Source organism: Paenibacillus sp. IHBB 3054 (genome assembly GCF_051594305.1).
Taxonomy (GTDB): Bacteria; Bacillota; Bacilli; order Paenibacillales; family Paenibacillaceae; genus Paenibacillus_AQ.
Window position 1 is genome coordinate 131360 of sequence record NZ_JBOFBG010000019.1, and the last position, 6000, is coordinate 137359.

Consider the following 6000-nt stretch of genomic DNA (forward strand, 5'->3'; position numbering starts at 1 on the left):
CGCAGTCCTGCCCAACCACTTCGCATACATAGCTTCACACTACCAGTCTTCCTCTTTTCTCAGCCAGACTGATGGTTGCCTCCACACCGGAATTAAACTCCAGAAAGTCGCTTTCAACTCCATCGCTGAAAATGACTCCGTCCTCCGGCATCTGCGAGGTAATCCGCAGCGGCTGCTGAGCGCCGATCTGCCCGAAGACAACTCCGGCGGAGGTCGTACGGCTGGGAAATGGTTCCCGCACCGTGAAATAAAGATGCGGATGATCCCAGGCCAGCCGCTGCCCGGAACCGGCCAAGCCAAGTACTGCCTCCGCTTCCGCATCCACTTGCAGCCCGGCTGCGCTGCGGACAATGCCCGTCGCTCCGGCAAGGACGCTCTTGAGCCAGCCGGTGGAACCCATCCCGGTGGAGACAATGATGCCGCTGGAGGACTGCTGCTCGGTTACATCATTTAGTTGAAGCTGGTAACGTGCAGACACATGGGTTTTGCGGCCGATGAACAAATCATTGACACCGTACAGGCTCTGGCCGTCATTAAGCTCCGCCCGGGCAAGCGTCACTTCGCGCACCTGGCGCTGGCCCCGGAACACCTCAGGCAGAAGGAGCCGCAGATCCTTGACGGTAAACGGCAGCAGCACTCCATCCCAGCGCTGCGGATCGGGATTGACACCGATCAGCGGCTGCTCCCGCAAGTATTTCAGTGTATTGGCTACAAGTCCGTCCTGCCCAAGCACAACCACTGTATCCTCGTCACCGAAGATGAAATTTGGGACATGCTGCCGCTCCAGCAGCTGAACTCTGCCTATGGCGCTCAGCTCAATCACTGCCGTCTCCACCGCCTTGCGGTAATGATGATCCTCGCTGATATAGTCGCTGAAATCCGCACCCAGCCGCTCAATATAGAACTGGGCCTGCTGGATCGTATTGTAGCGGACCACCAGCTCTTCCAGCCGTGTTTTGCGTTTGATCAGAATAATTTTATTCTCGGACATCCGGCCGCTCATCGCCCTCCCGCTCCTCTCGCCGCACCTGCACCGTTTCCGGCCGATCCGGCCATAATTCCCTGCAGAAGATCCGGGGTAATGTTCAGCTGGCCGATCTTCCCGGCATTCTCAGCCAGTTCCTGGAAGGCGATGGCGATCAGCTTATCCGGCTTCATGCCGACATTGGTCAGTGCCTGCAGCACATTTGGCGATACCCCCTGCAGCGAATTCATGACCGCCGACAGCTCGTAGGCTTTGGCATCCGCTTCCGCTCTTTGGTTGGCCACAGTCAGTTCGATCAGCTCCTGCTTCTTTTCTTCCAGTGCGGTATCGAAGCTGAGCTGCTCTTCCTTCATTTCGTTCTGCTTTTGCTTTACTGAACGCTCTGCGTCCAGCTGGGTCTCACGGATCTGCTTCTTCTTCGTCTCAACAGCAATTTCCGTATTGAGCTCGTTTTCCTTCACCCGCCGCTCCTGCTCAATGGAGGCATTGCGCCGTTCATACAGCGCATTGTCTGCGCTGCGGAGAATTTCTTCTCTGGCCTGCGCCTCCAGTGCACGAAGTGTCTCCTTGTTCGGAACAATCGCCAGAATCGACAAACCCATCAGCTCGATCCCGAGCTTCTCAATTTCCGCGTTCCGTTCGATCTCCCCGGTAATGGTCTTGGCCAGACGTTCGCTTGACTGGATGGCTTCCCGCAGCGGCAGCTGCTCCAGCTGCTTCTTGGTCAGCACCTTGGCGATATTGATGACCCGCTGGGCCAGCTTACCGGGATCATCAGACAGGTACGTGTTTTTTTTCAAATTGTAGGTATAATTGAGGATTTGTGTGGTCTTGCGGTAATCAACGATTCGGTAGGTCAGCTGGCCCTGGACGGTCACCATCTGGTAATCGCTCGTAATCTCTTCGAACATAAACGGGACATCAATCGAGGATACCGGCACTACAACAACCGACGTGGTAGGCACGTAATAATGAAAAGAAAGACCGATGCCTTCACGGACGACTTTGCCGTTCTTCACCTTGAGTACATAATCGCTAGGCTGGAATTTCACGAATCGGAATCCGAACATAGACAAAACCTCCTGGTTTATGTTATTAACATCTTGTTATTAACAAAAGTTTAGCATGAAAATTTGATATTATCAAGTTGTTAATAACATGCTGTAACTTAATTTATTTTGAAGCAACGCAACTACTTCTTCCCATCCGGGAGCAACAGATTTGTACAAAATGAAAGGACGGTTTGAATTTTGTCCATTGAGTAAAGAACGGGTTTCCTTTAAGATTGGTTTCTAACGAGAATGATTATCATTATTGTTAATCGTTATATATTTCTGGGGAGGCAAGATTCTATGAAAAAGGCAAGACAACCCTTCGCCGCGTTATGCGTCATCTTCGTGATGAGCACCCTTCTGCTCGCGTGCGGAAACTCTGAGGAACCATCTGCCGGCAATGCTGCGGCTAACTCTGCCGACAGCAATACCGCCGCGAGCGCATCACCTGCTCCGGAGGCATCCGACGCTGGCACTGGTGAAGCTGCAGCGAAAACCCGCTCCTATACGGATTACAAAGGCCATACTGTGGAGATTCCGGTTACACCGAAACGTGTAGTTTACTCCGGAGAAACCTATGGTGACTTACTGGCATTGGGTGTGCAAGCAGTCGGGTATCCGCTTTCGATGGGCGATGGCCAGGTGTTTGAAGACCAACTGAAGGGTGTCGAGGATGTAGGATTCCCGATTAACCTGGAGAAGACTTTGTCGCTTCAACCCGACTTGATCATCTATGCAGGAACGGACGAAGCGGATTTCGAGGCATTGTCCAAAATTGCACCCACTTTAATCTTCGATACTTTCGCCCCGCTGCAGGAACGGATGGCGGAAATCGGCGGACTTCTTGATAAATCGGCCGAAGCGGAAGCCTTGCTGGCCCAGTACAAGTCAAAGGAAACCGCCATGTGGGAGCAATTGAAAAGCGACGGTCTGATGAAAGAGAGAGAAACCGCAGCCGTCTTCACCTATTATCCCGGTGACCGGCTGTTCGTAATGGCCACAACCGGACTGTCGCAGGTGCTGTATGGTGAGAATGGCTTCAAGCCAACCCCCGCGATCCAGAAGGTGCTTGATGAAGGTATGGGATTCCAGGAAGTATCTATGGAGGCGATTGAACAATATTCCGGAGACCGGATTTTCCTGCTGACTCCTGTTGCCGATGAAGCCAAGCAATCCACAGAAGCAATGCTGAAGAGTCAGGTGTGGAAGAGTCTTCCCGCTGTCAAGAACGGCTATGTCTACACACAAGACATTATGAAGACATCAAGCGATGCAACTACCCGGGAATGGCTGCTGGGAGAAATCCCTAAATTGCTGAATAATAAATAATTCATCCGTTTCTTAGGGTTCCGGTGTTTAAACGGAGACATATCTGACACAAAAGAAGCTTGTCAACGCCAGTTGATAAGCTTCTTTGTTTTATATACAATGTATTTATTGATAATCCTTCTCACTATTGAAGGGAGACCGTACCTTGCAGCATCCCTCATTGCCACCTCTCCCTCTTCGCTCGCTATTGTTTCAGCTGTCCAACGCCGAACTGATTATACAGCCTGCCGACTCCTGCCCAGTACAGCAGACACCACTCTGTCATACGCTTCTTGTCTTTACGGGCGGCAGTGGAGTGCTGCATATTGACGGCCAGATTGCGCCGCTGAGTGCCGATAAGTGTTACCTGCTGTCTCCCGGAACCTCCTATAGCGCGGACAATCCGGAGATGACCCTGTATTATTACCTTATCTCTTTTACAGCCATTCATGCAGCCGAACTTCCGGAGCGTTATGCCGGGGAGTTGCTGCCGGGCAGAAGGGAATTAATCGTTCATCCGTTCACCAGAGTCATTCGTCTGGCGGAAGAACTGGCGATGAAGGAAAACAGCGGCGACGATGTGCAGCACTACAAGCAGCAATTGAAATTTCAGGAACTGCTGCTGCTGCTCTTCGAGCACAATTATCCTTCCGGACAGCTGCCAAGTCCTGCAGAATCCGTGGAAAGAACTGTGGAGTATATGCAGAAGCACTATATGGAGAGCATCACGGTGAAGCAGCTGGCAGAACTTCCGGGCATCTCGCTCTGGCAGTATACTCCGCTCTTCCAAAAGCTTACCGGCACAAAACCGCTCGATTATCTGACCGAGCTACGCATTCACCATTCGAAGCAATTTTTACTGGACTCCGCTGAACCCCTGCGGGAAATCGCCCGGCAGGTTGGCTTCTCTGATGAATATTATTTCAGCCGCCGCTTCCGCCAGAAGACCGGGGTCACCCCCGGACAATACGCCTATACGCAGCGACGGAAGTCGACGGTCAAGGATTGAACCGGCCATCAGGTGGAGATCCCCGAACGGCCACGACGCATTGTCTATCACGGAGAAACGCTGGGCGATCTGCTCGCGCTGGGCGTGAAGCCTGTCGGCGGAGATGAGGCTTTTGCGCGGAACAGCGTTTATAAGCACCGGCTCAAGAAGCTGGCCAATGTCGGTTTTCCGCTGGACCCGCAGCTGACTGCCTCATTAAATCCCGATCTGATTATTTTCGCCAACGCGGATGAGCGGGCTTACCGGATCGTCTCAAGCATAGCTCCGGCACTGACCTTCGATTCTTTCGCACCACTCGAACAGCGGATGCGGATACTGGGAAGCTGGCTGGGCAAGCAGCGTGAAGCCGAGGCTTGGCTGGCATCCTTCTATGCCAAAAACGCCGCCATGTGGCAGCGTCTTTACGAGGAAACACTCCAGCCCGGAGAGACGGCCTCCGCGCTGATATACGACCACGGAAGCCATCTGTTCGCCATGGGAAGGACCGGGCTTTCCAGTGCCCTATATGCCCCTGGCGGCCTGCAGCCGCCTGAGGTAATCCGGGGCATTCTGGATCAAGAGCTCGGATTCGCCGAGGTCGATCCGGCGCAGCTGCATACCTATGCGGGAGACCGGATCTTCATGCTCATTCCGGAGCGCAAGGACTCGCGGGAGGCCATGGAGCAGCTGATGCGGAGCCCGCTCTGGAACAGCCTTCCCGCCGTGCGGAAAGGCCAAGTCTATCTGCTAGAGAACGCGAAATGGAACTCTGCAGATGCGTTGACCCGGGAGAAGCTGCTCAACCTGCTGCCCAAGCTGCTAGGCGGCCAGCCGGTATGAACGAAAGAGCAGCCGACATTCAGTTCACTTTCCCCATAGATCCAGAATCGAACGGACTTCCTGCAGCCGCCCGGGATCAATCGGCCGCAGCGGATCGCCGTCTTCTCTTACGGCGGACCCGAAATGCACCCGTTCCACAGCTGTTTCACCCAGAAACTCCCTCAGGCCAGAAGCTGTGAGGCCGCTTCCGGCCAGAATGGAGACGGATTTCGCGGAGGATAAACGCTCAAGCACCGCAATCCGTTCCGCGCCTTCGGGCGCAGTCCGCTGCCCTCCGGAGGTCAGAATATCTGTCACCTGAGGGTAGCGTGACAGAATCTCCAGGGCTTCGAGCTGATCCGCGGCCTCGTCAAAGGCCCGGTGGAAGGTCACCTCCATGCCGTCTGCAGCCTGAAGCAACTGCTTGAGCAGCTCTTCATCCACCGTCCGGTCGTGGCGGAGCATTCCCATGACTACCGACAGCCCTCCTATGGCGGCAATATGGCGGATGTCGCGCAGCATTGTCTCCGCATCCGCCTTGTCATACCGGAAAGACCGGGCATGCGGCCGCACCATGACTCTGACCGGGATGCCCACGGCTTCGCGCACGCCTTCCATCAGCCCCAGGCTGGGAGTCAGTCCCCCCTCCAGGATGCCTGAAATCAGCTCAATCCGGTCTGCTCCATGCCGTTCAGCAAGGACGGCATCATTTACGGTCGTTGCAATGACCTCTAACAGCATTGATTCACTTCCTCTCCTTAATTATATTCATCCATGCTTTTATCTTTTGTTAATCTACATCCCATAAGTATAATGAGAATGATACAGAATTCATCCTATTGTATTTA

At 53.8% G+C, this 6000-nt stretch carries 6 protein-coding genes; 3 read left to right on the forward strand and 3 right to left on the reverse strand.

What is annotated here, in order from left to right; genetic code table 11:
- Positions 1 to 34: 34 nt before the first annotated feature.
- Positions 35 to 1003, reverse strand: coding sequence for a sugar kinase (locus tag ACQ76X_RS20565; protein ID WP_438495685.1), 969 nt, complete (start codon positions 1001 to 1003; stop codon positions 35 to 37).
- Positions 1000 to 2055, reverse strand: a complete 1056-nt coding sequence (locus tag ACQ76X_RS20570; protein WP_438495686.1) for an SPFH domain-containing protein — start codon at positions 2053 to 2055, stop codon at positions 1000 to 1002. The genes ACQ76X_RS20565 and ACQ76X_RS20570 overlap by 4 nt, the downstream gene beginning before the upstream one ends.
- Positions 2056 to 2337: 282 nt before the next feature.
- On the opposite strand from ACQ76X_RS20570, the gene ACQ76X_RS20575 reads away from it, so the two are divergent.
- The 3 genes from ACQ76X_RS20575 (at position 2338) to ACQ76X_RS20585 (ending at position 5173) form a co-directional block, all read left to right on the forward strand.
- Positions 2338 to 3366: an ABC transporter substrate-binding protein gene (locus ACQ76X_RS20575; protein WP_438495687.1), complete on the forward strand. Its 1029-nt coding sequence runs from the start codon at positions 2338 to 2340 to the stop codon at positions 3364 to 3366.
- Positions 3367 to 3511: 145 nt separating this feature from the next.
- Complete coding sequence (locus ACQ76X_RS20580) at positions 3512 to 4354, forward strand: helix-turn-helix domain-containing protein (RefSeq protein WP_438495688.1); 843 nt, start codon at positions 3512 to 3514, stop codon at positions 4352 to 4354.
- A gap of 12 nt (positions 4355 to 4366) precedes the next feature.
- Positions 4367 to 5173 (forward strand): ABC transporter substrate-binding protein, encoded by an 807-nt coding sequence (locus ACQ76X_RS20585; RefSeq protein ID WP_438495689.1) that lies wholly within the window; start codon positions 4367 to 4369, stop codon positions 5171 to 5173.
- Positions 5174 to 5197: 24 nt separating this feature from the next.
- On the opposite strand, the gene ACQ76X_RS20590 is transcribed toward ACQ76X_RS20585, so the two are convergent.
- The gene (locus ACQ76X_RS20590) at positions 5198 to 5893 is read right to left on the reverse strand and encodes a copper homeostasis protein CutC (RefSeq protein ID WP_438495690.1); all 696 of its coding nucleotides are present in this window, start codon (positions 5891 to 5893) and stop codon (positions 5198 to 5200) included.
- Positions 5894 to 6000 lie beyond the last annotated feature (107 nt).